Origin of the sequence: Priestia filamentosa (assembly GCF_900177535.1) — a bacterium.
Lineage (GTDB): Bacteria > Bacillota > Bacilli > Bacillales > Bacillaceae_H > Bacillus_I > Bacillus_I filamentosa.
On the sequence record NZ_FXAJ01000003.1, the window covers coordinates 222,238 to 248,185 of the forward strand.

27 protein-coding genes and 2 riboswitches are annotated in these 25,948 nt (G+C 36.3%); of the genes, 21 read left to right on the plus strand and 6 right to left on the minus strand.

The features are described from left to right. Window positions 1-187 precede the first annotated feature (187 nt). Window positions 188-297: riboswitch (SAM riboswitch) on the plus strand. 70 nt (window positions 298-367) lie between these two features. Both B9N79_RS14650 and B9N79_RS14655 read left to right on the plus strand, forming a co-directional pair. Continuing rightward, on the plus strand, window positions 368-1,543 hold the full coding sequence (locus B9N79_RS14650) for a trans-sulfuration enzyme family protein (RefSeq protein ID WP_040058502.1): 1,176 nt from the start codon (window positions 368-370) through the stop codon (window positions 1,541-1,543). Beyond that, window positions 1,497-2,663: a trans-sulfuration enzyme family protein gene (locus tag B9N79_RS14655; RefSeq protein ID WP_040058245.1), complete on the plus strand. Its 1,167-nt coding sequence runs from the start codon at window positions 1,497-1,499 to the stop codon at window positions 2,661-2,663. Before B9N79_RS14650 ends, B9N79_RS14655 begins: the two co-directional genes overlap by 47 nt. Before the next feature lie 33 nt (window positions 2,664-2,696). Here B9N79_RS14655 and B9N79_RS14660 read toward each other — a convergent pair whose 3' ends face one another. Next, entirely contained in the window at window positions 2,697-2,957 is a 261-nt protein-coding gene (locus B9N79_RS14660) for a hypothetical protein (RefSeq protein ID WP_040058244.1), read from the minus strand. Window positions 2,958-3,037: 80 nt separating this feature from the next. Beyond that, on the minus strand, window positions 3,038-4,645 hold the full coding sequence (locus B9N79_RS14665; protein WP_040058243.1) for an APC family permease: 1,608 nt from the start codon (window positions 4,643-4,645) through the stop codon (window positions 3,038-3,040). 578 nt (window positions 4,646-5,223) lie between these two features. On the opposite strand from B9N79_RS14665, the gene B9N79_RS14670 reads away from it, so the two are divergent. Further along, window positions 5,224-5,460, plus strand: coding sequence for a hypothetical protein (locus B9N79_RS14670; protein WP_019393062.1), 237 nt, complete (start codon window positions 5,224-5,226; stop codon window positions 5,458-5,460). A 45-nt stretch (window positions 5,461-5,505) separates the two neighbouring features. On the opposite strand, the gene B9N79_RS14675 is transcribed toward B9N79_RS14670, so the two are convergent. Continuing rightward, window positions 5,506-5,586, minus strand: coding sequence for a YjcZ family sporulation protein (locus B9N79_RS14675; RefSeq protein ID WP_074842781.1), 81 nt, complete (start codon window positions 5,584-5,586; stop codon window positions 5,506-5,508). A gap of 198 nt (window positions 5,587-5,784) precedes the next feature. Here B9N79_RS14675 and B9N79_RS14680 point away from each other — a divergent pair, with 198 nt between their 5' ends. The 11 genes from B9N79_RS14680 to B9N79_RS14730 all read left to right on the plus strand — a co-directional run bounded on the left by B9N79_RS14680 (window position 5,785) and on the right by B9N79_RS14730 (window position 14,705). Next, window positions 5,785-6,363 (plus strand): molybdenum cofactor guanylyltransferase, encoded by a 579-nt coding sequence (locus tag B9N79_RS14680; protein WP_040058242.1) that lies wholly within the window; start codon window positions 5,785-5,787, stop codon window positions 6,361-6,363. Window positions 6,364-6,442: 79 nt separating this feature from the next. Beyond that, window positions 6,443-6,958 carry a molybdopterin-guanine dinucleotide biosynthesis protein B gene (gene mobB, locus B9N79_RS14685; RefSeq protein WP_046216773.1) on the plus strand — a complete coding sequence of 172 codons (516 nt, stop codon included), beginning with the start codon at window positions 6,443-6,445 and terminating at the stop codon, window positions 6,956-6,958. Continuing rightward, on the plus strand, window positions 6,939-7,415 hold the full coding sequence (locus B9N79_RS14690) for a molybdenum cofactor biosynthesis protein MoaE (RefSeq protein ID WP_040058241.1): 477 nt from the start codon (window positions 6,939-6,941) through the stop codon (window positions 7,413-7,415). The genes mobB and B9N79_RS14690 overlap by 20 nt, the downstream gene beginning before the upstream one ends. Further along, window positions 7,408-7,638: a molybdopterin converting factor subunit 1 gene (gene moaD / locus B9N79_RS14695; protein WP_040058240.1), complete on the plus strand. Its 231-nt coding sequence runs from the start codon at window positions 7,408-7,410 to the stop codon at window positions 7,636-7,638. The genes B9N79_RS14690 and moaD overlap by 8 nt, the downstream gene beginning before the upstream one ends. A 5-nt stretch (window positions 7,639-7,643) precedes the next feature. Next, window positions 7,644-8,864 (plus strand): ABC transporter permease, encoded by a 1,221-nt coding sequence (locus B9N79_RS14700; protein ID WP_046216774.1) that lies wholly within the window; start codon window positions 7,644-7,646, stop codon window positions 8,862-8,864. Between the two features lies 1 nt (window position 8,865). Continuing rightward, window positions 8,866-10,017, plus strand: a complete 1,152-nt coding sequence (locus tag B9N79_RS14705) for an ABC transporter permease (protein ID WP_040058238.1) — start codon at window positions 8,866-8,868, stop codon at window positions 10,015-10,017. Continuing rightward, window positions 9,990-10,736 (plus strand): ABC transporter ATP-binding protein, encoded by a 747-nt coding sequence (locus B9N79_RS14710; RefSeq protein WP_048896719.1) that lies wholly within the window; start codon window positions 9,990-9,992, stop codon window positions 10,734-10,736. Before B9N79_RS14705 ends, B9N79_RS14710 begins: the two co-directional genes overlap by 28 nt. Window positions 10,737-10,963: 227 nt before the next feature. Continuing rightward, window positions 10,964-12,235, plus strand: a complete 1,272-nt coding sequence (locus B9N79_RS14715) for an ammonium transporter (RefSeq protein ID WP_040058237.1) — start codon at window positions 10,964-10,966, stop codon at window positions 12,233-12,235. A gap of 116 nt (window positions 12,236-12,351) precedes the next feature. Then, window positions 12,352-13,329, plus strand: a complete 978-nt coding sequence (locus B9N79_RS14720; protein WP_040058236.1) for a DUF294 nucleotidyltransferase-like domain-containing protein — start codon at window positions 12,352-12,354, stop codon at window positions 13,327-13,329. Window positions 13,330-13,332: 3 nt separating this feature from the next. Continuing rightward, window positions 13,333-14,061, plus strand: a complete 729-nt coding sequence (locus tag B9N79_RS14725) for an exonuclease domain-containing protein (RefSeq protein WP_040058235.1) — start codon at window positions 13,333-13,335, stop codon at window positions 14,059-14,061. Between the two features lie 95 nt (window positions 14,062-14,156). Continuing rightward, window positions 14,157-14,705 carry a hypothetical protein gene (locus B9N79_RS14730; RefSeq protein ID WP_052264301.1) on the plus strand — a complete coding sequence of 183 codons (549 nt, stop codon included), beginning with the start codon at window positions 14,157-14,159 and terminating at the stop codon, window positions 14,703-14,705. Between the two features lie 14 nt (window positions 14,706-14,719). Here the strand turns inward: B9N79_RS14730 and B9N79_RS14735 are convergent, their stop codons facing one another. Together B9N79_RS14735 and B9N79_RS14745 are read right to left on the minus strand one after the other, a co-directional pair. Further along, window positions 14,720-15,181, minus strand: coding sequence for a hypothetical protein (locus B9N79_RS14735; protein WP_019393074.1), 462 nt, complete (start codon window positions 15,179-15,181; stop codon window positions 14,720-14,722). Window positions 15,182-15,500: 319 nt separating this feature from the next. Then, a complete protein-coding gene (locus B9N79_RS14745) occupies window positions 15,501-17,330 on the minus strand; it encodes an APC family permease (RefSeq protein WP_046216775.1) in 1,830 nt (609 codons plus the stop codon). 117 nt (window positions 17,331-17,447) lie between these two features. Beyond that, a riboswitch (cyclic di-AMP (ydaO/yuaA leader) is annotated at window positions 17,448-17,590 on the minus strand. Between the two features lie 254 nt (window positions 17,591-17,844). On the opposite strand from B9N79_RS14745, the gene B9N79_RS14750 reads away from it, so the two are divergent. The 5 genes from B9N79_RS14750 (at window position 17,845) to B9N79_RS14765 (ending at window position 22,196) form a co-directional block, all read left to right on the plus strand. Continuing rightward, window positions 17,845-18,402 (plus strand): YdhK family protein, encoded by a 558-nt coding sequence (locus B9N79_RS14750; protein WP_046216776.1) that lies wholly within the window; start codon window positions 17,845-17,847, stop codon window positions 18,400-18,402. A gap of 91 nt (window positions 18,403-18,493) precedes the next feature. Continuing rightward, window positions 18,494-18,655 (plus strand): hypothetical protein, encoded by a 162-nt coding sequence (locus B9N79_RS26165; RefSeq protein WP_156134400.1) that lies wholly within the window; start codon window positions 18,494-18,496, stop codon window positions 18,653-18,655. A gap of 267 nt (window positions 18,656-18,922) precedes the next feature. Beyond that, a complete protein-coding gene (locus B9N79_RS14755) occupies window positions 18,923-20,110 on the plus strand; it encodes an MFS transporter (RefSeq protein ID WP_019393079.1) in 1,188 nt (395 codons plus the stop codon). Window positions 20,111-20,307: 197 nt separating this feature from the next. Further along, window positions 20,308-21,693, plus strand: a complete 1,386-nt coding sequence (locus tag B9N79_RS14760) for a PepSY-associated TM helix domain-containing protein (RefSeq protein ID WP_046216777.1) — start codon at window positions 20,308-20,310, stop codon at window positions 21,691-21,693. A 35-nt stretch (window positions 21,694-21,728) separates the two neighbouring features. Then, window positions 21,729-22,196, plus strand: coding sequence for a FixH family protein (locus B9N79_RS14765; RefSeq protein ID WP_040058230.1), 468 nt, complete (start codon window positions 21,729-21,731; stop codon window positions 22,194-22,196). A gap of 82 nt (window positions 22,197-22,278) precedes the next feature. Here B9N79_RS14765 and B9N79_RS14770 read toward each other — a convergent pair whose 3' ends face one another. Then, on the minus strand, window positions 22,279-23,175 hold the full coding sequence (locus B9N79_RS14770) for a LysR family transcriptional regulator (protein WP_040058229.1): 897 nt from the start codon (window positions 23,173-23,175) through the stop codon (window positions 22,279-22,281). Between the two features lie 186 nt (window positions 23,176-23,361). On the opposite strand from B9N79_RS14770, the gene B9N79_RS14775 reads away from it, so the two are divergent. Both B9N79_RS14775 and mdcA read left to right on the plus strand, forming a co-directional pair. Then, window positions 23,362-24,294 (plus strand): ACP S-malonyltransferase, encoded by a 933-nt coding sequence (locus B9N79_RS14775; RefSeq protein WP_046216779.1) that lies wholly within the window; start codon window positions 23,362-23,364, stop codon window positions 24,292-24,294. A gap of 15 nt (window positions 24,295-24,309) precedes the next feature. Continuing rightward, window positions 24,310-25,947, plus strand: a complete 1,638-nt coding sequence (gene mdcA / locus B9N79_RS14780; RefSeq protein ID WP_040058227.1) for a malonate decarboxylase subunit alpha — start codon at window positions 24,310-24,312, stop codon at window positions 25,945-25,947. The last annotated feature ends 1 nt before the right edge of the window (window position 25,948 follow it).

Here is a 25,948-nt window from a genome sequence, read left to right on the forward strand (position 1 = left end):
AGTAAAAGAAACAGCAGAGACATTCGTTTCTGCTGTTTTTTTAATATATCCTTAAAATAACATATAGTAGAAAACCCTTTTGAATAGTGTGTATATTTAACCTTTTTAGAAAACTTCGTTGACAAACACTCATATTTTTACTAAAGTAAGATTAATTACTTAACAAAATCAATGAATTATAAATTTACTCTTATCAAGAGTGGCGGAGGGACTGGCCCGATGAAGCCCGGCAACCATCAAGTAATATACTTGAACGGTGCCAATTCCTGTAGAACAAATTGTTCTTACAGATGAGAGATTTCGGATTAGCCGCTCTTTCATTTGTAAAGAGTGGCTTTTTTATATTGAGGAAGAAAGGGAGAATATTATGCGTATTGAAACAGAGTTAGTAAGGTCAGGAATGAAAAGAGATGCTGCAACAGGTTCACTTACAACGCCAATTTATCAGGCATCTACATTTGAACACCCTCGTTTAGGAGAAAGTACAGGTTACGATTATTCTAGAACAGCCAATCCTACTAGAACATCGCTTGAAGAAGCAATTGCGGTTCTTGAAAAAGGAGAAATAGGAGTTGCTTTTTCATCAGGTATGGCTGCTATCTCAGCCATTTTCCTTCTCCTTGAAAAAGGCGATCATCTTATTATCTCGAAAGACTTATATGGTGGAACATATCGTATTCTTGAAGATATTGTGAAGAAAAGTGACGTAGAGGTTACATATGTTAACACTGAAAATACAGAAGAGATAAAAAGAAATGTAAAAGAAAATACAAGAGCTCTATTTATTGAAACACCAACAAATCCACTTATGCACGTTACAGATTTGCATGAAGCAATTGCTATCGCAAAAGAACATGATCTTCTAACAATTGTTGATAACACATTTATGTCTCCATATCTACAGCAGCCACTTGTACTTGGTGCAGATCTTGTTGTGCATAGTGCAAGTAAGTATATCGGCGGGCACAATGATGTTATTGGTGGACTTGTTGTTAGTCGATGTTGTGAGCTTGGTGAAAAAATTCGCTTTTTTCAAAATGCTATTGGTGCTATTCTTGGACCGCAGGAATGTTTTCTCCTTCTTCGTGGCTTAAAAACATTGGCACTAAGAATGGATCGTCACGAGGAAAATGCTTTGAAAATTGCTCAGTGGCTTGAAGAACAAGATTTAATTGATAAAGTATTTTATCCAGGGTTAGAGAGTCATCCAGGCTATAACGTAATGAAGAAGCAAGCAAAAGGCTTTGGAGGAATGCTTTCCTTCTCTGTAAAAGAAGAAGCACTAGTGCCGTTCTTATTAGAACATCTTCAAGTAGTTACGTTTGCTGAGAGCCTAGGAGGCGTTGAAACATTAATTACGTTCCCTGCACGCCAAACACATGCCGATATCCCAGAGGATGTTCGAAATGAAATTGGAGTAACGAATTGCTTGCTTCGTTTATCAGTTGGTATTGAGCATGGAGAAGATTTAATTCAAGACTTTAAGGAGAGATTTGATGAGTACAAAAGATCAGAAGTTCAGCACAAAGCTTATACACGCTAAAACTCATGTTGAAGAGCCATTTGGTTCTGTCAATGTGCCTATTTATCAAGTAACTACGTTTAATCAGCAAAAAAATAACCGCTACGATTATTCTCGATCAGGTAACCCTACACGAGAAGCTCTAGAACATACTGTTGCATCTTTAGAAAACGGAACGTATGGATTTGCTTTTTCATCAGGTATGGCTGCTATTTCTTCCGTTTTATGCTTGTTAAAAAGTGGAGACGAAATTATCGTTTCACACGATGTATATGGGGGAACATTCAGAGCGGTTACACAGCTTTTCACTAATTTTAATATTAAAGCTGTGTTTGCTAATACAACAGATATTAAAGAAGTAGAACAACATATTACAGAAAAAACAAAAGCGATTTTATTTGAGACTCCATCAAATCCGTTTTTACACGTAACAGATATTAAAGAAATTGTGCGCGTTGCAAAAGATCATGATTTATTTACAATTATGGATAATACGTTTATGACGCCATACTTACAAAAACCGCTTGATAAAGGCGTAGATATTGTCGTTCATAGCGCAACGAAATATCTTGGAGGTCACAGTGATGTTGTAGCTGGAGTTGCCATTACAAATAGCGAAGAGTTTGCTGGGAAAATTGGATTTGTACAAAACGCTTTTGGAGCAATTTTAAGTCCTAATGATAGTTGGCTTCTATTAAGAGGGATTAAGACACTAAAAGTACGTCTAGATCAGCAACAAAAGTCAGCTTTAGAGCTTGCGCAGTGGTTAAGTGATAACTCGCAAGTAGATGAGGTGTATTATCCAGGACTTCCATCTCATCCACAGCACAACTTAGCAAGTGAGCAAGCAAGTGGCTACGGGGCTATCATTTCCTTTAAATTAAAAGATAAAGAAGTAGCAAAAGAGACGCTTAATCATGTTGTTCTCTCTTCCGTTGGAGTAAGCCTTGGAGCAGTAGAGAGCATTTTAACGCATCCTGCTACAATGACTCATGCAAGTATGCCTCTAGAAGATAAAGAAGAACGAGGCATTACAGAGCATCTTCTTCGTATTTCAGTTGGCCTTGAAGATGTTGAGGATTTAAAAGAAGATTTAAAACAAGCATTTGAGAAAGCGGAAAAGGCTTTTTCGTATAAATAAAAAATAAACGTCAAGGAATGAATTCCTTGACGTTTATTTTATCGCATCATAAATTTGTTCATACAAAGCTTTTAATGCTTGCTTTGTCTCATTTTCTAAAGAGGACTGTTCAATTCGAGTAAGGGCAGTTGTAAGCTGAACTTCTTTTGCTTTACGAATACGAGGGTGTGACCATGCTGAACTTAAATCTTCTTTTATAAGCTCTTTAAGTTTTTCTTCCGCTTCTTTATAGGAAGAAAGCTGGCGGTTGTTCCAAAGAGATAAATAAGCTTTTAATAAGCCTTCATAGTTCATTTTAATAGCTCCTTTGTGAAAAATAAAAGCTGCCAGAAGGCAGCTTTTATTTTAACTTTATCCAGTTTGTAAAACAAGCGTTATTTAGCAGGTTCTGCTTTAACTTCAGCTTCCGCTTTCTCTTCAGGTGTAGGCTCATCATTATCAATAATTGCTTTTGGCAATCCGCTATATTTAGCCCAGTAGTAAATAGCTAATGCTACTATAGCGACAAGAATTAAGTCTACAGGATTTTTTAATGTCTCTGTTCCTCCACCAAATGAACCAAGGTAAGAAATAACAAGCATGATAACGTAATAAGCAATTAACCACCAAGCAGATTTTAATTGTTGTGCTAAGCTTACTTCTTTTGTTGGCACATATTTAGAGAAGATAAGGTATAGAACAAACATAACAAGCTGAGAACCTAATAACCAAGAGTTTGTTTTCCATCCTGACCAATATACGATAAAGCTTGCAAAGATAAATGAAAGGGGTGCGATAACGCTCATCCCTTTAAGTTTAAACGGTTTTTTTAGGTCTTTTGCATTTACTCTAAACGCAGCAGATGAAATGGGAGCTACTACATATGAAAGAATAAGGGCAACCGAACAAACGTTAACAAGCGCGTCCCATGATGGGAATGGTAATGTCCAGAATACAGATAGTCCGAATGAAAGCCATAGAGAAGGACGAGGAATTCCTGTTCCTTTGTCTACCTTTGAGAACGTTTTGAAAAGAGTTCCAGTACGTGACCATGCATAAACGAGACGAGATGCTGTATTCATAAAGATGTTTCCACTCGCTCCTGGAGAAACAACAGCGTCTAACACAACAATGACAGCTAACCAACCTAAACCTAATGCAATGGCAATATCTTTAAACGGAAGTGAAAATTTATCAGCAATTTGTGCCCAGTCGTTACCGATCATATCTGTTGGAATACTTCCGAGGAAAAGAACTTGCATTGCTGTATAAATAAGAGCTGAAAGAATAATACAAACAACTAACGCAATCGGAATGTTACGCTGTGGGTTTTTCACCTCACTTGCAATTGAAACAATTGGATGTAAGCCAAGGTAAGCAAACATTACGCCACCTGTTGCAATTGCTGTTTGAACTCCTTGTCCACCAAATGGGGCAAACCCAGCTACTGAGAAGTTAGCTGATTTAAAATGGAAAGCAAGAATAACGATAATTGTTACAGGAACTAAATATTTAAAAACTGAAATAATAGCGTTTGCTTTTGTAAATGCTTTAACACTCCAGTAGTTCAGTAAGAAAAATAGAGCGAGTAAAGCAAACTGCAACAGCCATCCAATAACAGTTGGTGACTCTGAATTAGCTTTTGTTAACCCTGGGAACCAGAACGCTAAATATTGACGAACTGCCGTTACTTCAATCGAAACTAGGCTTGTATAGGCGATAATCGTTACAAAAGAAATGAGATACCCAACTAACGGACCGTGTGAATATACTGGGTACCGAAGAATTCCACCTGTACGAGGTAATGCTGCCCCGAGCTCAGCATAAACGAGACCAATTAAAAGAATAATGGCCCCCCCGATTAACCAAGAAAAACTTCCTACTGGACCTGCTTTTGAAGCAACACTACTTACAGCAAAAAGCCAAGCTGAACCGAAGATTGCTCCTAATCCAATAAGAATAAGATCAAATAATGATATGGACTTTTTAAAATTTCCAGACATCAACTTCCTCCTTAAAACATTACAAAACTTACGACTAATGTGGTTTATAAGAACATAAAATCTTTTTACTTATTTTCTCGCAATGATGGGCTCATTACGCCTGAAATAAAATGGAAAGTTTTCGGTTCCTCCTCTCTCGAGATATTGAGAAGAGTACGGTAGTTCAATATCTCCACAACTCTGTAATTTTTTTCACATTTTTCTTCTTACGTCATATTGACACAAAAACAAAAATATGAATAAATCGCTTATGGTTTCTAAACCTAACAAAATATTACCCATTGTTCAAGGTTCTAAACCTATTGTTGTGAAAACTGAAACTTTGTTGTACCGCTTGCTGTATATGATGTAAGCGCTATCTTTAATTAATTAAAATAAAACTATTCTGACATTTATCTTTCTTGATGTTTTGTTTTGCTATAAAGAGAAATGTACATAGGTTTTTATCTAGAAAACGAAAGAAATATTCTAGGACAACCAATGCTGTTCATAAGTATGAAGATAAGCAGAATATAAAGGAGGAGACTATTATTTCACAACGTGAGGAGAACCAACGAGATGGGCAAAAAAGAGGATTTGTGAAAAATACGTCAAATGAGGTAAATGAGCTTTTTCATAAAACAGTTGACACAGCAAACAATATTGTTAAAGGCGTATCTGGAAAAGGTGGATTAGTTGGAAAGGTAACAGATACATCTTCGAACATTTTAAAAGGAACATCAAGCAAGGCAAACGAGATGATTGGGAAATCTGCAGATACAACTGGGAAAATGGTTAAGAAGACTAAAAATAAATTTTTTGGCCCTAAAAAATAAAAAAGAGCCTCTGAGCTTACAAGCGCTCAGAGGCTCTTTTTCTTCTTAGTAAGTGTAAGAAGTACCGATGATGATAAGCAAGATGAACAAAACGACAACTAATGCAAAGCCGGAATTAAAGCCCATTTTATTGCCCTCCTTTGTTTCTAAAGTAAATCTAACTTCCCTCTTTCTTTCTGTACTTTTAGCTTATGCAAAATAACATAAAACGTATAGGTTAATGAATTAGACAAGTTGCCCGTTTTTACGAAGTAACCTTAAACGCGTGCATTGAGGTACTGAAAAAACTGTGACATAATCAACTAAAAAAGGAAGGGGAATTCTATGGACATAGCAGGGGTGTTACTAGTAGGAGGAGAGTCTAGACGTTTTGGAAGACAAAAAGCTTTTGCTCATTGGAAAGACAAAGAATTTTATCAATGGTCATTTGAAGCACTTAATGAAGAAACACAAAAAACAGTAATTATTAGTCATCCATCCCTTGCAGAAAAATTAAAAATGAGGTATGACGGAGTGTATCTAGATGATGTAAAATATCGTGGAAAAGGACCTCTGGCAGGCTTGTATACGGCAATGAAAAAAATAAAAGCAAACTGGTACGCTATTCTCCCTTGTGATACACCAAATATAACAGGTGGTGTGCTTGCTGAATTAAAAGAACTCAGAGACGAACGTGTTGATGCAATTGTGCCTGTGATAGAAGGAAAGAAGCAGCCGTTAATCGCTCTTTATCATAAAAGAACGCTTCCTTTTATTATAGAGAATCTTGAAGAAGGGAACTTGAGAATGAGCAGTCTTCTAGACTCGATTTCTGTTCTTTTTGCTAATAACCTTAAAAGTCCTTCTTCTGCTTTTCTGAATATTAATGATCAAGATACTTACCAAAAGCGTCGTTCTTTTTAAAGGGAAGGGAATACCACATTATTCAGATCATTTTCATGGTAAACTAGAAGAAGGATTATACATAAGAGGAAGTGATTTTATGGCCCATATTTTGCAGGTTGTAGGCTATAAAAATAGTGGCAAAACAACACTGGTAGAAAAAATCGTTTCTTATTTGAAAAAGAAGCACGTGCGTGTTGCCACTATTAAACATCATGGTCACGGAGGAGAACCCTATAATGTAGAAGGAAAGGATAGTGTAAGACATCGCCTTGCTGGTGCTGATGTCTCGGGAGTAGAAGGGGGCGGTCTTTTTTCACTTTCCATCAAAAAAGAAAAATGGATGCTTGATGAGCTTATCGAACTTTATCGTTTTTTTTCTATTGAAATGATTATTGTAGAAGGGTATAAAGAAGAGGCATATCCTAAAATCTGTTTAGTGAAAAGTGAAGAAGATGTACATATGCTTAAGAATCTATCGAACGTGTTACTTGTTTTAACATGGGGGCCAATTCCCGAGGGACCTTATCCTGTATATTCTATTCATAGCAATGAGTTTACTGAATGGTTAGGTAATTATTTTAAGGAAGTGATGAATGATGAATCAACTATTTGAAATTGTGCGCGAACCGATTGAGCCAAACAAAGTAATGGAGAAAGTGATGAGGCGTGAAGCAGGAGCCGTTACAACTTTTATTGGTACAGTAAGAGAATTTACAAAAGGGAAGCGTACGCTGAAGCTAGAATATGATGCATATGACAAAATGGCGGTTAAAATGCTTGAGAAAATTGGCAAAGAAATAGAAGAAAAGTGGGGAGATGTAAAAGTAGCGATTACGCACAGAATTGGAATGCTAGATATTTTAGATATTGCCGTTGTTATCGCTGTTTCAACTCCTCATCGACGTGATGCATACGAGGCGAACGAGTATGCAATTGAACGAATTAAACAAATTGTCCCAATCTGGAAAAAAGAGTTTTGGGAAGATGGGGAACAGTGGATTGGAGATCAGCTTGAAACAATTCCATATCCAGATGGAAAGCCTCAGAAGGAAGGAGAACAAAATGATTAAAATTTTACTTTTTGCACGCTTGCAAGAACAAGTAGGAAAGTCAGAGCTTCGTGTGCAATATAGTGGTCAAACGGTTGGAGAACTTAAAGAAATGCTTCAAAAGAAATATAATTTTCTATTGGATAATGTAATGGTAGCTGTTAACGAAGAGTACGCTTTTGATGAGGAAAAATTATCTGAAAACGACGTTGTTGCTTTTATACCACCAGTTAGCGGCGGGTGAATGAGATGAAGCGGACAGGCACGTTTTTTTTACTTTCTTTTAAAATACTTTTAAAAAACTGGCGCATGACAATTTTGCTTTTGCTCATTCCGCTAGCTCTTATGGCAACTCTTGGCGTTACATTTAGTGCGCTATTTCACAAGGAAGAGCAAGTTAAGTCATTTTCGGTTAGCATTGTTGATGAAGACAATACGTTTGAAACGCAATTTATTCTTCAGCAGTTTACAGAAAATGAAGAATTACATAAATTAATTACGCCAATTGAAACAGATATAAATGAAGCAAATAGACTTTTAAAGAGAAATACAATAGCGGCCATTATTATTGTGCCCGAAGGATTTAGTGAAGGATTAAAAAATGGAGAAAATATTCCAGTTGAAGTAATAGGAAACAGTAGAAGACCTCTTCAATCTGAGCTTGTTGCCTATCTTATGAAGAGCGCGGCTGACTTTGTTTCAGCATCACAAAGTGGAATAAATACTGTATATAAATTTTCAGAAGATGCTGGTTTTTCGGAAAGTGAGCTTGAAAAAGAATTTAGATCTTCTCTGCTTTCATTTTCTTTTCACGTTTTAGAAAGGAACGAAGCCTTTTCTCATGATGTTGTAAAGGGATTGTTCAGTCAAAATGTCATTCAGTACTATGCGGTCTCATTTTATGTGTTGCTTATTATGTTTTGGAGTTATGGAGGGCTATTTTTGCTGCGAACAAAGCAAACGAAAGCATTAGATCATCGTTTTGTTTCACGTCATATTTCACTCTTTTCCATTAGTATCGGAAAAGGTTTTGCTTTGCTTCTTCTAATTAGTATATGTTCGCTTCTGCTTGGAGTGCCTATCTTTGAAAGTCTCGGATTAAAAGCCGTGGAAAATAGGTGGATTTTTGGAGGTTTAACCGTAATTTCAGCCTTTTTCTTTATAAGTTTATTTATCATGATCGAAGCATTAACAAAGCGTATTCAGTTTTATCAACTATTTGGACTCTTTTTTATGATTGTTAGCGCTCTTTTAGGAGGCCATCTTATCCCACCTGTCTATTTTCCAGAAGGACTTTTGTGGCTTGAAGTGTATTATCCGAACTCTATTATTTTAAAATCGTTTCTTGCCTTATTTAGTGGAGAAGAATATAACCATTTTCTAAAATCCTCTCTATCGCTTCTTTTCCTTTCATGTGCTTTTCTAGCTCTAACGTTGATGAAATTCAAGTTAGGAAGAGGAGAGAAGTAATATGAGATTAATAGAATTAAATATTAAACAAATGCTAAAAAAATGGACAACGTGGCTGCTTTTTCTTTTCCCTGTTCTACTTGCAGTAGGAGCTGGAGGGCTGATCGAAAAGCAGGGAAGCGAGATTAGAATTCCAGTCGTTTTTGTTGATAAAGATAACAGTACCTCGTCAAAACTTGTTGTGGATCGAATGAAAAAGCAGGATCTTTTAGACGTTTCAACAGCAACGCAAAAGGAAGCTTTTCGTCGTTTAGGACAGAATAAAGTAGATAGCGTTTTTATCATTGAAGAGGGATTTGAAGAAAAAATAAAACTCGAAGAAAGAGAGGGTGTTATTAAGCTAGTTTCTACACCTTCATCTCTTACTTATCGCATCGTTCGTGAACTTGTCGCAAGCGAAGTAACCCGTCTGACAAGCAACGCAAAAGCTGCTAACCGGGTTATTGCCATTTATGACAAGAGAAAAATAGATATAGATAAGGAAGAGATTTGGAAAGATGCATATCGTTATTCAGACGACCAGTGGGAACCAGAACCCCTTATGACAATCCAGTATAAACAAGAGGGAGAAAAGTTCGGTAATAGAGAAACTAAAGGGAGTTTTAATTCTTATCTAGGACTATGGAGCTTCTCAGTATTGCTTCTTTGTTTTATTATGAATGAATGGGTTTTAAAAGAGCAGCTTTTGTTTTCGAGAATGAGAACAACATATAAAGGACTCACGGCCTATCTTTACGGGAAATCAGGATCACAACTTCTCTTCTTGTTTGGAAGCGCCGCATTATCTTTTGGTGTCTTGTTATACTTTCACCATATTACAATGAATATAAAAGTATTAGTAAGTATGATCATATTTAGTTTGTTTTCTAGTATGTTAAGTATGTTTATGGCAAGCTTTATACGTTCTAATGGAAACTATTATTTGCTATCTTTTTTAGTTGTAATGATGATAAGCGCTTTTGGTGGAAGTTTCTTTTCACTCAGTGATTTTTCACCTTTTTTAGGACATATATCAGCTTGGATGCCTCAATCGCTTTTTGTAAAAGCATCTTTTGCTCATGAGTATTATTACAGTTTTAGTGCTTTTATAATCGGAATAAGCGTGATTTTATGGGGAGGAACAGTATGGAAAATACAGAAACAGAAAAGATAATTGTTATAAAAGACGTGTATAAAAAATATAAGGGAAGAATGGCATTAAAAGGGGTTTCACTTTCCATCCGCAAAGGGGAAATCTTTGGACTTCTTGGTCCAAACGGAGCGGGAAAGTCTACGTTGTTATCGTTGCTAGCAACCATTGTTCCGCCCTCTAAAGGCGCGATTACTGTTCAAGGACTCGATCTTCGAAAACATAAGAAAAAAGTACGGGAACAGATTGGTTATGTTCCTCAAGACTTAGCTCTATGGGAAGAGTTTACGGTAAAAGACAACTTTACGTTTTGGAGTAAACTCTCAAAACGTAAAAAATCGAAGGAAGAACTTTATAAACTATGTGAGAAAGTAGGACTTGGTGACAGGTGGAATGATAGAGTTGAAAATCTATCAGGTGGAATGAAGCGAAAGCTTAATATTGGTATTGCCCTCATTCATGAACCATCTATTTTAATTATGGATGAGCCAACGGTTGGAATAGATATTCAATCTAAGTTTGAAATTAATCGTTATGTAAAAGAGCTAGCTGCTGAAGGAACAACAATTATTTATACAACACATGATATGAGTGAGATTACAACCATTTGTCACCGCATGGGAGTTTTAAAAGAAGGAAGAATGGACTTTATCGGAACAATTGAGGAAGCTAAGTACAATGCAGAAAATGAAGGTTGGAATATAAAGAACCAAGAAGAGTTAATTTATCACATATTAAAGTAAGCAAGGATTGAATGTTCAATCCTTGCTTTTTTGTATGTAAACAATTTATACAATTTCAAATGAATTGAAACTATGTAAGAAGTTCTAACACGATAAATCTGAAAATTTAAAAAATGGTGTTGACTTTTCTTTCTAATGCTATAAAATAAAATTAAATCATTAAATGTAAGGAAAAGTAACACTTGATGTAACTAAAGAGATTTGTGATGAAAAAAGGGGGCAATCATATGGATATGGAATTTTTGATGAACAGCGTTTGGGTTATGCTTGGAGCAATTTTAGTTATTTTTATGATAGGTGGATTCATTCTTCTTGAAGCAGGATCAACGCGAATGAAAAACGCCGGCCATATTGCTGGGAAAACAATTTTTACATTCGGCATTTCTTCCCTTGTCTTTTGGGCAGTTGGATTTGCTTTTATCTTTGGAGATAATGCAAACTTTCTTGTTGGTTTATCTCACTTTTTCTATTCCGGTTATGAAATTGAAGGGCAAGGACTTTCAACGGCTGTATTCTTTGTCTTTCAATTAGCTTTTGCTGGAATCTCGTTAACTATCGCGTTAGGTGGATTTGCAGAGCGAGCAAAAATGTCGGTTTATTTTATCTTCTCTATTTTATTTGCGGCACTTATCTATCCGGTTGTTGCGCATTGGATTTGGGGCGGAGGTTGGTTAGCTGAGCACGGTAAGCAAGACTTTGCTGGATCAACGGTTGTTCATTTAACAGGCGCTATGGCTGCGCTAGCAGCAACGATTCTTTTAAAACCTCGTATTGGTAAATATAATAAAGACGGTTCAGCAAACAACATTTATGGTCATAACCAAGTGTTTACTGCTCTAGGCGTGCTCATTTTATGGGTAGGATGGTTCGGTTTTAATGCGGGAAGTACAGTTTCTGTAGCAGATGGTTTTTTTGGATTTGTTGCTCTTAATACAAACCTTGCTGCAGCAGCTGGAGCTGTTGCAGCATTTCTTATCTCATGGCTTGTGCTTGGAAAATCAGATGTTCCAACTATCTTAAATGGAGCATTAGCAGGACTTGTTGCCATTACGGCCTCTTGTGCATTTGTTGAGACGTGGGCAGCTGTTGTTATTGGTTTCATTGGTGGACTTATCGTATTTTATAGTGCACGTTTCTTTGAAAGAAGACGTATTGATGATCCGATTTTTGCTTTATCTGTTCACGGTGTAGCAGGGGTTTGGGGAACATTATCAACAGGATTTTTCGCAACGCCTGAACTTGCTACAGTTGGAAAACCAGGTTTGTTCTACGGTGGTGGATTTGACCAACTTGGCGTCCAATTCACAGGTGTAGCTGTTTCTGCTCTTTATGCTTTTGTTGTTTCTTTCATTATTTTAGCTATTATTAAAAAAGTGATGGGAGGACTTCGCGTAACAGAAGAGGAAGAAATTATGGGATTAGATATGAGCGAGCATGGGAGCTACGGATATCCTGAAGCCTTTACAACACAAAAAGAAAACAATAAGCTTAGTTCATAAAGAAAGAGAAAACTTTGCAATAAATGAAATAAAATCCTCCATAAAAGAAAGTGGAGGATTTTATTTCATTTCAGTAGAAAGTGTTCCCTTTTAGTATAAGAAAAGGAAGTGGCACAGTGCAAAATGAAGCTCAGTACAAAGAACTAAAAGAATGGCGTTCTGAACACATTCAAGCTTATTTGACAGATAACAAGAAGTTAAATGAATTTCACGATGAGCTGATGAGAAAGGTGTTTAACAAAGCTTTTCAAACGATAAAAAAGCAAAGTGGTGAACCACCATGTGCTTTTTTATGGTTTGTAGTCGGAAGTGCTGGAAGGCGTGAACAAGGTGTTGCGAGTGATCAAGATCATGGACTTGTATATGAGACGAAAAGCAAAAAGTATGAAACATATTTTAAATCTCTTGGAGAAGAACTTTCATTTGGTTTAAATGAAGTTGGCTATCCTTATTGTGAAGGAAATGTAATGAGTTCAAATAAAGTATGGAGAAAATCGTTAGAGGAGTGGGAAGAACAGCTTCTAGGATGGATGGATTCACAAAGTTGGGAGAGTATGCGTTATTTGCAAATTTTTTATGATGCTCGCTCCCTTGTTGGAGAAGAGAAGTACATCACAACATTAAAAAACAAAGTGCATGATTTTAAAAAAGAACATCCCACATTATTAAGGCGTTTTTTAGATAATATGATGCATGTGAAAAAAGCGGTTGGTCCATTTGGGCAAATCTTTGTTGAAGATAATGGGGCACATAAAGACTCTATTCATATTAAAAATGCTGCTTTTATGCCATATGTAAACAGCGTTCGTCTTTTATCAATTAAGGAGGGTATTCATGCAACGTCAACTTTAGAAAGGCTCTCTGAACTTTGCTCGTTTCCTTGCTATAAAGAGCTGAAATCGTACTATGAGGATTTTGAACGACTGTTAAGCTATAGAGTCTCGCTTTTTAAAACATCCACAACATATGATGAAGTACATTACTTAAATATTAAAAAGTTGAGCAAAGATGAAAAAAAAGAAGTAAAGCACATTTTGAAGAATGGGAGAAAGCTACATGAATATGTACAAAAGATTATCAAAAAAGGATGTTAGATAATGGGGTTTGAGCCGTTTATTCATTTTATGAGGGAGATGCATGGTAAGCTAAACGCCAGTATTTTTGGTGGAGCTCAAGGGATGAGTTCTCAGCAAATCGCTTATTTGCGTCAGCTTCAACGTGAACTTGATGTAGAAAGAGCATTGAATGTACCTCTTTGTGAACTTGATGTCGTTGTGTTGGATTTAGAGACAACTGGTTTTTTTCCTAACAAAGGGGATGAAATTCTTTCTATTGGAGCTGTGAAAGTAGAAAAGGGAGAAATGATAGAAGCGAAATCATTTTATTCGCTTGTTCGATATGAAGGAACCTTAAAAAAAGAGATCAAAGAGATAACGGGAATTAATGAAGAAATGGTCAAAAATGCTCCTTCTCTATCAGATGTGCTCATTGACTTCTTTTCTTTTGCAGGAGATATGCCAATTGTTGCTCATCATGCAAATCATGAAAAGAATTTTTTGCAGCATGTAAGCTGGAAGCTATTTCGCTCACCTTTAAAACACCGAATTATTGATACTTCTTTTTTATATCGAATTGCTGATAAGAAAAATGATAATAAGCCACTTGAAGAATGGTGCCTTGATAATAACATCGTTGTAGAGAATCGCCATCATGCGCTTGGAGACGCGAAGCTTACAGCAAAGCTGTGGTGCACATATGTTAAAAAAGTTCAGAAATCAGGGTGTGAAACGCTAAGAGATGTATACGAGCGTATTGCAGCTAAATAGAGAGCATTTCGTGATGAAATGCTTTTTGGTTTACTCTTAGTAAGAAGGGGGAAGAGGAATAGTAAGTTAAGCGATAAAAAGAGGAGGAGAAAAGGATGAACAAACAAATGCATAAAGAATATACGGATCAAGAAGCAAATAGTAAGCTTTTAAAAGGAATCATTATTGGTGGAATTATCGGTGGAGCTCTTACTCTTTTTGATTCCACAACGCGCAGCAAAGTAAAAAAGGCAGCATCGGGAATGACTGCTTCTTCAAAAGAAATGTTAGTGAATGTAAAAGAAAATCCTCAAGAAACAAAAAATCAAATGATTGACCGTTTTAAGACGGCTTCAACGACTCTAAAAGATGCTATTAGTGATGCACAAGATTTGTATGCTAAATTTAATGAAGACGTATTTAGCAAAGTAGAAGAAGTGAAAGACATTTCTTCAGATGCAGTTTCAACAGTCAAAGATTCTAAAGAAGATATTAAAGAGGTAGGTTCAAAAGTAGCAAAAGCAGGTTCACAAGCTGCTGAAGCATATCCTAAAGCGTCCGAGAACAAAACAATGAGCGGAAATGTGGACAACCTTCCAGAAAAACAAGCTTCTCCAGAGCTTAAACCTGTTGAAACGGGAACGAGCAGACCAAATCAAATGTAATAAAAAGAGCAGAATTAGTTCTGCTCTTTTTTTACGTTTAGCAAAAAAGATAGCAGTATTTTGAGTAACAGCCCTATTAAAATGCCTGGAATTACAAAGAGCATAGGAAGAAACACAGGTCCTAAATTCTGATGGGCAATTTCAATTTTTGAATAATACATAAGTCCAACTGTTACCGAGTAAGCGCAGAAGGCAAAGGGAAGGAACGTTAACGGATGTTTCCCACCGCCGTCATCTTTAAAGGCATCCCACATTGCAAAAAAATAGATACAAGGATAAAACATGAGCCATCCTATCTCAGCTGTTTCAGAAGCTTTCTCAATTTTTCCTAGAAAGCTATAGTAAATCGCTTCATTAAAATTTGCTCTTACATTAATTACTAGTTCTAAAATGATAAACGTAATTCCTTTTATATATTTTCCGTTTAAAAATTGACCAAACCCTGGGAAAGCAATACTCCAAAAAATTCTCTCCATTTTCAAGCTCTTTCTGATAATCTGTTTTGTTTAGAAAAAGAGAGCGGTTTATAGGAGCTGAGATTATTGGGATTAACCTGCTTAAACGGGAAAAAAGGAAAAATAGCACCTTCATACCAAAAAAGATTTCTTCTATTTAGTAAAGAAAAGAGAAGGATAAAAACGGGGTAGAGAAACTTCATAAATACCCTCCTTTTATAAAATAAGCTTCTTTTTATCTTTTTCAATTACTGGAAATTTATGCGGAGAAAGTCATAATAACAGAAGTAAGCAAAAAGGAAAGCGTATTTATGATGAAAAATACGCTTTCCTTTTTTAGTTATTTCTTAAATTTGAATGGAAGAGTTGTTACAATAACGTTTTTTCGATAAAGCAAATGTGCTTTTAACAATAAACTTGACTGATTGTGAAGCATATTATGCCAGCTTTTGCTTGTAATAAACTGTGGAATGAGGACTGTTACTGCCATATTGCTATCTTTTGATTTTTCTCGCACAATGTCGATGAACCGCAGAAGCGGACGGACAAGGCTTCTATATTGAGAATAAAACGTAACAAGTCGAATGTCTGGATGTACTCTTTTCCATTTTTCTTCAAGTACTTTTTCACTTTTGCGATCAAAAGCAACGTGAACAGCAATAATGGTATCTCCGATAAGGTTTGCATAACTTAATGAACGTTCTACAGCTTTCGTCATTCCTGCGACAGGAATGATCACTACATTTCCTGATAAAGCAAATGTGGTTTGATCGTCATCTGAAATGCGAAGCTGTTCACCAACTGCTTCATAATGACGTTTAATACGATGAAAAGCTAGAACCATAACTGGTAAGAAAATGAGTACTGCCCATACTTGAGTGAACTTTGTTGTAAAGAAAATAATGAGTACAATAAATGTAATAAGAGCGCCGACTAGGTTAATAATCATTTTTCCTTGCCATCCTTTAGGCTTTTCTTTCAGCCACTTTGCAATCATTCCTGTTTGTGAAAGTGTAAAAGGGATAAATACACCAACAGCATAGAGCGGAATAAGTTTTTCCGTCTGGCCATTGAAAATAACAATAAGCAAAATAGAAGCAGCACCAAGAGTCACAATTCCATTTGAATAACCTAATCGGTCTCCACGAATAGTGAACATCCGCGGAATATATTTGTCTGTTGCAAGATTAACAGCTAGAAGAGGAAAGGCTGAGAATCCTGTATTTGCTGCAAGAATTAGAATCAAGGCTGTCGTTCCCTGAACGAAATAGTATAATCCGTTTCTTCCCAAAACTTCAGCTGCGATTTGGGAGACAACTGTTTCATTTCCTTTTGGAGAAATGCCATACCAATAGCCTAAAAAAATAATTCCTGAAAAAAGGATTGCCAAAATGATTCCCATTGCGCTAAGCGTTCTGACTGCATTTTGAGCAGCAGGTTTTTTAAAGTTTGTTACAGCATTTGAGATAGCTTCAACTCCTGTAAGAGCTGAGCATCCTGATGAAAAAGCTCGTAATAGAAGAAATAAGCTAACTCCCGGAACGGCTGTACCCATTGCTGTATGTGTAACAGGTGGAGTTTGCCCTGTTGCAACATTCCAAAGACCAACTGCAATTAAGATTAAAAGAGCAATTACAAAGAGGTACACAGGATAAGCAAGGACAGACGCCGATTCTGTCACACCTCGTAAATTTAAAAGAGTAATAACAATAACGAGTATACAAGCGATAAGTACTTTATAATCGTGAATGGCAGGAAAAGCCGATGTAAGGGCGTCTGTTCCAGCTGCAATACTTACTGAAACGGTTAAAATATAGTCAACTAAAAGTGAGCCACCTGCAATAAGTCCAGGATTTTCTCCTAAGTTCTTTTTCGATACAACGTAAGCTCCGCCACCTTCAGGATAAGAATAAATAATTTGACGGTAAGAAAGAATAAGCGCCATTAGTAAAACAAGGACTCCAATAGCGATTGGAATAGAATACCAATATGCCACAACTCCAACTGTTGCAAGAACAATTAAAATCTGTTCAGGACCGTATGCAACAGAAGATAGCGCATCAGACGAGAGAATAGCAAGCGCTTTTAGTTTACTTAACTTCTGCTCTCCAAGCTCGTTTGATTTTAAAGGCTTTCCGATTAACCACTTTTTAAGAGCTAAATAGTTCATCATTTTTCCTCCTAAGATTTTGCCATTTCATGAAGGAAGTGTTTACTAGACTTAAAAAAGAGCGCAAAAAAAGAGCCCTAAGGTTTTCCTTAGCGCTCATATTAAGCAGCATAAAGCAAACCTTCTCTATAAACGCTGATGAGGTTAGCTGTCGGATTCGGGCCTTTAGAGTAGCCCTACCTTTTTAAAAGGATTCACCCCTAGTGACAAAGCACAAAAATTGGGTCCCCCACTCCTTACAGATTAAGCGATATAAGGTGAAATGGAATTTCAATATGATGTTTTCATAGGTAATATACTGCTAAAAATTTAATTTGTAAAGAGAAAAAATTTTAGCATTTTTTTAAAAGAAAAAGGTCATTCGCCTCTTTAAATTTCTTCGATTAGTTTTTAAAATAATAAGTTAAAAAATTTTAAAAGCATCACGATTTTAAAAGAAAATGGGCATATTATAGCTTGTTTTATACCTATATAGGGTATATTGTGAAAGAGAATAAAGAGAGGAGTGGTGACGATGTATAAAAAGCTTGGTTTGATAGGATTAGCAGCTAGTATAAGTCTTAGCGGATGTAGTGAGAAAAGTGACTCAAAGGCTACAGAAGAGACAACAATGCAGAATGAAAATCAGCATAAAGAAGAGCATAGTGGAACCGAGAAAGTCCCTGAAGATTTACAAAAGGAAAAACACCCTCATTTTAAAATTGGAAGCGAAGCTATTATTACATCAGGTCATATGGAAGGAATGAAAGGAGCACAAGCAACTATTGAAGGGGCCTATAACACAGTAGCTTATGTTGTCTCATATAAGCCAACAACAGGAGGGAAGACGGTCAAAAATCATAAATGGGTGATTCAAGAAGAGATAAAAAATGCAGGAAACGAAACAATAGAAAAAGGAGATAAAGTTATTCTTGAAGCAAACCATATGAAAGGGATGAAGGGAGCAGAGGCAACGATTGTGTCCGCTAAGGAAACGACAGTTTATACGGTAAGCTATACATCAAAAACATCAGGAAAAGAAGTGAAAAATCACAAATGGGTAACAGAAGATGAGCTAGAAGAAATAAAATGAGAGAATAAATTAAAAACTAGTCCATAAGTATAGATTTTCTATATAACGAAACGAAAAATAGTTCTTTTTAACTGTTGAGAGGGAACGAATCGTGGAAGAATTATGCTTGTATATTACTGTTGTAGCAGCTGCAGGTTTATTGAGCTTTTTTCTTTGTTGTTATTCTTATTTTAAGACAAAAGATGAGGCTTTGTTTGAGGCAAAAAGAAATGGAAGAAATCGTGTTCATTTTGCAATGAATTCTAGTTTATAAAAAAATTAACGTAAAAAGGCGCAAAAATAGCGTCTTTTTTATTGTATAGGTGACGTTAAATTTCTAGCTCCTTTATGTAGTATAGTTAGAAATCCTTTTTCTGTCCTTTATAAACCTTCTTTTCTACAATTCATAAGGGTACGTAAAAATGTGGAGAAGGTTTGTAAAGATTTTTTTATAATGACTGCATTTCTATAGACTTTTATGAGAAAATCCTATATCCTAGTCATTTGTATGAAAATATAGAATGAAAGGAGAGAGAAGAATATGAGCAGATTCTCTGCTTCCCGAAATATTATTTTAACTGTATTTATGATTTCAACATTCGCTATTGGAATGACTGAATATGTTGTAACAGGTCTTTTAACTCAATTTGCTGAGGATTTACATGTGAATGTTTCTACAACTGGACTTCTTTTAAGCGTTTATGCAATAAGCGTTGCAATATTCGGTCCTCTCTTGCGAATTGCAACAATCAGATTACCATCAAAGCCTCTTCTTCTTGGTCTAATGGGCTTGTTTATTATAAGTAATATTATCGCAGCTACGGCACCAAACTTTCAGGTGCTTGTCTTATCTCGTTTGTTATCTGCTGTTATGCATGCTCCTTTCTTTGGTTTATGTATGAGCATTGCTTTTACGCTTTCAACACCTGAGAAAGGAACGCGAGCAATTGCAGCTGTACAAGGCGGACTAACAATTGCTATTATGTTGGGTGTTCCGTTTGGATCTTATCTTGGTGGGATTTTTGACTGGCGCTATGTGTTTTGGTTTGTAGCATTGTTAGGCTTTATTTCACTTATTGGTCTTATTCTTGTTGTTCCAAATCAAAAGGTTGGTGTTACCCCTAATTTGCGTTCAGAGCTGAAAATATTCAAAAATCGGAATGTATTACTTGTGCTTGCTATTATTGTTTTCGGTTTTTCAGGTGTTTTTACAGCATATACATTTACAGAACCAATGCTTACGCAAATTGCGGGTTTTAACGTAACGAATATTACAATTGGTCTTTTTGTTTTTGGGGTTGGTGCTGTTATTGGCACTTTTGCATCTGGCAAAATCCCTCCACATCTTTTAACAGAAAGACTAATGATGGTTCTTATTGGATTAGCAGCCGTTCTTGCTTTGTTTACTTTCCTTATTCCATTTAAATTTGTAGCCTTTGTCATGTGCTTTTTATTTGGGGCTGGAACCTTTGGTACAACACCAATTTTAAATGCTAAGATTATTTTAGCTGGAAAGGAAGCTCCATCACTTTCAGGGACGATTGCCGCTTCTATTTTTAATTTAGCTAATTCAATTGGTGCAACTCTAAGCACAGTCTTTTTAAATGTTGGAGCAAGTTTTACCCTTATTACATTAATTGCTTCAGGAATGATTTTATTTGGCTTGGTTTTAACCTTTGTGACCCACAAAGTTGAAGACAAATCTCTTTTTGCTCCTCAAAACAGCTAAACCATTAACGGTTTAGCTGTTTTTTTATAGAACAAAAGGCCCTGTCGTTTTTGTTCAATGTTTTTTCACATCTTTCTTCATTCCCCCTCTTGTTTAATAGTTAGCTGTCACCTAATCTTAATAAGGAAACATTTTTCGGAAAATTTTGTTCTTTTATACAATAATATCTATTTTAAAATTAAGAAGGTGAACACAAAATGACATCAGATGATAAAACTTCACACCGGGATGAACATCCCATAGCAAAAACTTCATCTTCCTCCCTTTATAAGACAATTTGGAGATGGCACTTTTATGCGGGGTTAATTTTTACTCCTTTTCTTCTTATATTAGCAATAACAGGAGGAATCTATTTATTCAAACCTCAGATTGAGAACTTTTTGTATCAAGATTTATATGAAGTAGAAAATGAAGAGGGGAACATCCCGCCTTCAAAACAAATTGAAGCTGTAACGTCAAAATATGTAGATGCTCATGTATATAAATATCGCCCAAGTGATTCACCTACTCGTTCATCAGAAGTAGGCGTTCATATAGAAGATGGAACGTATACTATTTTTGTGAATCCACATAATGGAGAAGTTATTGGACAATTAAATGATAAAGACCGCCTTATGGATAATATCGAAAAATTCCATGGAGAGCTTATGGTAGGTACGATAGGAGATCGCATTGTTGAACTTGCTGCATGTTGGGGGGTTGTGCTCGTTGTAACAGGTATTTACTTATGGTGGCCACGTAGAAAAACGAAGTTTTGGGGCGTTGTACTGCCACGTTTTTCGAAGGAGAAGAAAGTTCTTACGAGAGATTTACATGCAGTACCTGCCTTTTGGATTTCAGCAGGCTTACTGTTTCTTATTTTTACAGGTCTTCCGTGGTCTGGCTTGTGGGGGAATACGTTTCAGCAGATTACAACAAATGCAGGACTTGGATATCCGCCTTCTGTTTGGGTTGGTGACGCACCGAAGTCTGATGTACAAACAAAAGAAATTGCAGATGTACCTTGGGCAGCTGAAACAATGAAGGTTCCTCTTTCAACATCAAAAGACCTTTTGCCACTTTCAATTGATGATGTAATAAAAGTAGCCAATGAGCAAAATGTTACAAAAGGATACAACGTTATATTTCCGCAAACAGATGATGGGGTATATACGCTTTCATTATTTCCACCTAAAGCACAGGATGAAGTGACAATGCATATTGATCAATATACAGGAGCCGTACTTGCTGATTATCGATATGATAGCTATAAACGATTAGGTAAAATGATCGCTTTTGGTATTACAATTCATAAAGGAACACAGTTTGGTCTTATGAATCAGCTTATAGGACTTCTTGTTTGTTTAGGAATTTCAGGCATTGTATTAAGCGGCTTTTATCTTTGGTCGAAACGTAAGCCAAAAAGTAAGCTTGGGGCTCCAAAAGCAGCTGAAAATCCAAAGCAAATGAAAATTTTATCTTTTATCATTATTATAATGGGAATTTTGTTTCCGCTTGTGGGCATTTCAATTATTGTTGTACTTCTATTTGATTTCTTCGTGGTCAAGAGAGTACCACAATTAAAAAGATTCCTAAACGCTTAGGGAGACAAAAGATAGAAGATTCAGAGGTGTAAATGATGAAAAAATTTTTTTATCTCTTTTCGAGCTTTGTTATTATACTTTTGCTTTCAGCTTGTAGTGTTGATTCTGATGCGGCTAAATTGTATCGTCAGTCAGAAAAACTTAAAGCAGTTATTATGACTCCTGAAACTATGAATCCGGATGAGGCAGTAGGCTTAGAAGTGGAAGTAACAAAGGAAGATAAGAAAGTAGAAGAGCTGGAAAGAATGAATGTTGAAATATGGAAAAAGGGAAATGAAGGGAATAAAAAAGTGATAGAAGGACAAAGAACAGCGAAAGGAACATATGAGGTAGTAAACACATTTAGTGAAGATGGAATCTACTACGTTAAAGCAGATGTTCGAACAAAGAACCTTCATATTATGCCAACAAGACAGATGATTGTTGGAGAACTCTCAGAAGAGGACGCAAAATTATTAGAACCAGAAAAAGAGAAAGAACATAATCACCATTCACATCATTAACAAATGGACAAAAAGCTTTTCCTTTTAGAGGAAGAGCTTTTTTTATGATTGATAACTTATTGGTCCAATAGAGATACAATTTTTATATATCTTTAAAGTCTTTTGAAGATGTAAGATTTGAAAAAAAATCAATTAAGAAAGTTTGGAAGGACAACGAAACGTTCGAATGCTGCTTTTCCTTAGGAAGCGAAAGGTAAATGTTTCGTTCTGAAAAAGCCTCTTCTATTGGTAATAACACGACGCTTGAATTCAATACTTTATGCCATGTAATAGAGGGAATAAATGAAACACCAAGCCCTGCATTAATAAGATCTCTTACTGTTGACGGATTGTCGCTTTCATAAGAGATGGTGGGCGAGAAGCCAGCGAGCTCACAAATGGACTGAGCCGTTTTGCGTAAATTTTTATTTTCATTTAGTAAAATAAAGCGCTCATTTTTTATCTCCTGCAAGGAAACCGTTTCTTTTTGAGCAAGGTGATGACTTTTTGGTACGCCTAACATAATTCGTTCTGTAAAAAGCCGAGTACTTTCTACATTTTTTAAATTGATAAGAGAAGAAGAGAGACAAATATCAAAGGAGTTCGGTACTTCCCTACCATCAATATTTTGACTAATATGAAATTCCACTTTAGGGTGAATTTCACTAAACTTTTGAAGAAGTTCAGGAAGAATAGGAGAACCAACAAGCATAGAGAAACGTAATGTTCCAAAGACATGTGGCTGTAACCCTTGCAGCGCTTTTTTCCCCTGTTCTAAAGAATAAAGGGCTTTTTCCACATGCTCTAAGTACACTTTTCCAGCCGTACTTAACTTAATACTTTTTCCTTTGCGCAAAAAAAGATCAACACCAAGTTCTTTTTCGAGCGTGCGAATCGTTTTACTTAAGGAAGGCTGTGAAATATATAAAGACTTTGCTGCTTTTGTCATATGTTCATATTTAGCTACTGTTTGAAAATAGCGAAGCTGTAATAAATCCATGAAAAGGTTTCTCCTTTCTTACTTATAACTCCAGAGTTATATCTATTATAAACGAATCCATATTTTACATAAAGAAAAGAGAAGAATACACTAAAATAAGATATTACATAATAAATAGAATGCTTTGCGTACAATTTGAGCGTTCTTTTCTTTAGAAAATCTCAATTAAGGAGGTGAGGTGGAACAATGAACAAAATAGCTTTTCTTTTTCCAGGGCAAGGAACGCAGTATGAAGGGATGCTTGATGATCTCCCCCAAACAACTCTTACTTCCTCACTTCTTGAGAGAGCTCAAAATCGGTTGGATTACGATCCTCTTTTACTTGATGATAAAGAGTACATTAATACATCTGTTGGTACTCAGCTTAGCTTGTTTATAAAAGGCGTTATTTTAGAAGCTCATCTTGAGGAGGAAAAAATTTATCCACACGTTGTTGCAGGGCATTCAATAGGAAGTTTCGCTGCAGCTATAGCGGCAAAAGTCCTATCTTTTGAAGATGGACTTTACGTCGTGAAAAAACGTGCTGAATTAATGGATAACGTTGGCGGAAAAGAATATGGCATGGGCGTTGTTGTTGGGCTGAACAAGGAAAAGTTAGTTTACATTGTGGAGTCTATTCATAATGAAACAACGCCTGTTTATATAGCTAATGAAAATGCGGAAGATCAGTATACTGTTTCAGGAAAGCGGATAGGTATAGAAGTTTTGTTAGAAAAAGCAAGAAAACAGGGAGCCTCAAAAGCAAAATTTTTAAACATGACAGTTCCTTCACACTGTCCACTTATGGACGACGTAGGGAAAACGCTTTTTGAGGAACTTGAAAAATGTACAATTTCAGATCCTACTGTTCCTTTTATCGGAAATAAAAATGCTCGCCCACTTCAAACAGGCTCAGCTGTTAAGGAAGACTTAGCTTTTAACGTTTCTCATCCTGTTTTATGGTATAACTGTTCCACTATTATGAAGGAACTTGGTGTGAAACTATTTGTTGAAATGGCTCCTGGTCATGTTCTAGTAGATCTTATCAAACGTAAATTCCCAGAAGGACATTTTTTTCCTCTTTCATCCTTTTCATTAGATGATGTCCGGTTTTTAGTACAGAAATACAAAAGTAAATAACAAGAGGTGAGTATGATGAATAATCGTTCATGGACGACAAAACGAGATGAGAAAAGAAAAAAGCTAGCGTCTGTACAACATCTTGTAAAAGGTAAAATTATTGACGCCAAAAATATGAAAGAAGCCCTTGAGTGTCTTATTTCAAGCGGTGATAGAGTTGTGCTTGAAGGTGATAATCAAAAGCAGGCATCATTTCTTTCAGAAGCTTTAAATAGTGTGGATCCGAAAAAAATTCATGATCTTCACATGATTATGTCAAGTATTTCAAGGCCTGATCATTTAACTCTTTTTGAAAAAGGAATTGGAAGTAAAATTGATTTTTCCTATGCTGGCCCACAGAGTCTACGCGTTGCGCAAATGATTGAAGACGGTATGTTGAAAATGGGGGAAATTCACACATACTTAGAACTTTACGGACGTTTGTTTGTTGATTTAATTCCAAAAGTTGCTCTTGTAGCAGCTGAGAAAGCAGATGAAAAAGGGAATTTGTATACAGGAAGCAATACAGAAGAAACGCCAACAATTATTGAAGCAGCCTCTTTTAAAGATGGAATTGTTATTGTTCAAGTAAATGAAATTGTCGAAGAACTTCCACGCGTTGATATTCCTTCTGATTGGGTGGATTTTGTTGTACAGTCTCCAGAACCTTATCAGCTTGAGGCCTTATTTACACGAGATCCTTCTGGCATAACTGAACTCCAAATTTTAATGGGGATGATGGCCATTCGCGGTATTTACGAAAAGCATAATGTACAAAGCTTAAATCATGGGATTGGATTTAATACAGCCGCAATAGAGCTTCTTTTGCCAACGTATGGAGAATCTTTAGGACTAAAGGGGAAAATAGCGAAGCATTGGACGCTTAATCCACATCCAACACTCATTCCCGCAATTGAGAGCGGCTGGGTTGAAAGCATCCATAGCTTCGGCGGGGAAGTTGGAATGGAGAGATATACAGCAGCACGTCCTGATGTTTTCTTTACAGGGAAAGATGGAAAAATGCGTTCGAACCGTGCTCTTTGTCAGGTTGCGGGGCAGTATGCAGTAGATATGTTCGTTGGTTCTACATTGCAAATGGATTATTACGGAAACTCTTCTACAGTCACTTCAGGACGCTTATCAGGGTTTGGAGGTGCACCAAACATGGGGCATAATCCACATGGGCGCAGGCATTCCACTCCAGCTTGGTTAGATATGATTACAACAAACTCAAGTATGGAAAGAGGGAAAAAGCTTGTTGTGCAAATGTTTGAAACATATGGACAAGGAAACTCCCCTGTTTTTGTGGAATCATTAGATGCTATTAAAGTGCGTGATGAAGCAGATCTAGCAACAACTCCTGTGATGATCTACGGAGATGATGTTACACATGTTGTAACGGAAGAAGGAGTTGCGTATCTTTATAAAGCTGAAGGACTTGAAGAAAGAAGACAGGCTCTTTCGGCAATTGCTGGAGTAACAAAGCTCGGACGCGAACAAAGCCCAAAAGAAATGAGAAAGCTGCGCGATAGAGGACTTGTCGCATTACCGGAAGATTTAAAAGTGAAACGAACAGAAGCTAAGCGTTCCCTGCTTGCAGCTAAGAATGTGCGTGAATTGGTTCAATGGTCAGACGGTCTTTACGATCCGCCCGAAAAATTTAAGAACTGGTGAT

Coding starts and splice junctions, on each gene's coding strand:
- B9N79_RS14650 (WP_040058502.1), top strand. CDS start 368: ATGCGTATTGAAACAGAGTTAGTAAGGTCAGGAATGAAAAGAGATGCT.
- B9N79_RS14655 (WP_040058245.1), top strand. CDS start 1,497: ATGAGTACAAAAGATCAGAAGTTCAGCACAAAGCTTATACACGCTAAA.
- B9N79_RS14660 (WP_040058244.1), bottom strand. CDS start 2,957: ATGAACTATGAAGGCTTATTAAAAGCTTATTTATCTCTTTGGAACAAC.
- B9N79_RS14665 (WP_040058243.1), bottom strand. CDS start 4,645: ATGTCTGGAAATTTTAAAAAGTCCATATCATTATTTGATCTTATTCTT.
- B9N79_RS14675 (WP_074842781.1), bottom strand. CDS start 5,586: ATGGGCTTTAATTCCGGCTTTGCATTAGTTGTCGTTTTGTTCATCTTG.
- B9N79_RS14680 (WP_040058242.1), top strand. CDS start 5,785: ATGGACATAGCAGGGGTGTTACTAGTAGGAGGAGAGTCTAGACGTTTT.
- mobB (WP_046216773.1), top strand. CDS start 6,443: ATGGCCCATATTTTGCAGGTTGTAGGCTATAAAAATAGTGGCAAAACA.
- B9N79_RS14690 (WP_040058241.1), top strand. CDS start 6,939: ATGATGAATCAACTATTTGAAATTGTGCGCGAACCGATTGAGCCAAAC.
- moaD (WP_040058240.1), top strand. CDS start 7,408: ATGATTAAAATTTTACTTTTTGCACGCTTGCAAGAACAAGTAGGAAAG.
- B9N79_RS14700 (WP_046216774.1), top strand. CDS start 7,644: ATGAAGCGGACAGGCACGTTTTTTTTACTTTCTTTTAAAATACTTTTA.
- B9N79_RS14705 (WP_040058238.1), top strand. CDS start 8,866: ATGAGATTAATAGAATTAAATATTAAACAAATGCTAAAAAAATGGACA.
- B9N79_RS14710 (WP_048896719.1), top strand. CDS start 9,990: ATGGAAAATACAGAAACAGAAAAGATAATTGTTATAAAAGACGTGTAT.
- B9N79_RS14715 (WP_040058237.1), top strand. CDS start 10,964: ATGGATATGGAATTTTTGATGAACAGCGTTTGGGTTATGCTTGGAGCA.
- B9N79_RS14725 (WP_040058235.1), top strand. CDS start 13,333: ATGGGGTTTGAGCCGTTTATTCATTTTATGAGGGAGATGCATGGTAAG.
- B9N79_RS14730 (WP_052264301.1), top strand. CDS start 14,157: ATGAACAAACAAATGCATAAAGAATATACGGATCAAGAAGCAAATAGT.
- B9N79_RS14735 (WP_019393074.1), bottom strand. CDS start 15,181: ATGGAGAGAATTTTTTGGAGTATTGCTTTCCCAGGGTTTGGTCAATTT.
- B9N79_RS14745 (WP_046216775.1), bottom strand. CDS start 17,330: ATGAACTATTTAGCTCTTAAAAAGTGGTTAATCGGAAAGCCTTTAAAA.
- B9N79_RS14750 (WP_046216776.1), top strand. CDS start 17,845: ATGTATAAAAAGCTTGGTTTGATAGGATTAGCAGCTAGTATAAGTCTT.
- B9N79_RS14755 (WP_019393079.1), top strand. CDS start 18,923: ATGAGCAGATTCTCTGCTTCCCGAAATATTATTTTAACTGTATTTATG.
- B9N79_RS14760 (WP_046216777.1), top strand. CDS start 20,308: ATGACATCAGATGATAAAACTTCACACCGGGATGAACATCCCATAGCA.
- B9N79_RS14765 (WP_040058230.1), top strand. CDS start 21,729: ATGAAAAAATTTTTTTATCTCTTTTCGAGCTTTGTTATTATACTTTTG.
- B9N79_RS14770 (WP_040058229.1), bottom strand. CDS start 23,175: ATGGATTTATTACAGCTTCGCTATTTTCAAACAGTAGCTAAATATGAA.
- B9N79_RS14775 (WP_046216779.1), top strand. CDS start 23,362: ATGAACAAAATAGCTTTTCTTTTTCCAGGGCAAGGAACGCAGTATGAA.
- mdcA (WP_040058227.1), top strand. CDS start 24,310: ATGAATAATCGTTCATGGACGACAAAACGAGATGAGAAAAGAAAAAAG.